The sequence below is a fragment of the Salinimicrobium oceani genome, assembly GCF_012037645.1.
Genome location: NZ_JAAVJR010001135.1, coordinates 1 through 354 on the forward strand (window position 1 = coordinate 1; position 354 = coordinate 354).

The window sequence follows — 354 nt, forward strand, 5'->3', positions numbered from 1 at the left end:
ACAGTAAGTAGCTAAAATACTACACAAGTTAAAGCATGGCAACTTAAAAATCTCCGGTAACATGCACAAGACATTTTCGACTTTTTCAAGAAAGTCAATCTCAACTCTTAGCCTATTCTATAAAATTCAGAAGAAATTCTTATTTTATTGGATAATATCCCGATCCTACAATGAAGGTCTCACCCTTGGTTTTAACTCTTTTTACAAAGGTCATTTTAGGGGAAGGGGTGTTGGTGCCTGGCCTAAACCAGGATGTTTCTAACCAGCCGCTGCCGTGATCTAAGGCTAAAGCGAGTTCATCCTTCACAACATACTTGCCGTTAAGGTCTTTCATGTTAATGAGATTTTTTCCTT

The 354-nt window shown here is 37.9% G+C and carries 1 protein-coding gene; it reads right to left on the reverse strand.

Annotated elements, in window-relative coordinates; all coding sequences use genetic code 11:
* Positions 1–139: 139 nt before the first annotated feature.
* The coding region (locus HC175_RS21145; protein ID WP_209310170.1) for a cache domain-containing protein at positions 140–354 on the reverse strand (215 nt) is incomplete at its 5' end.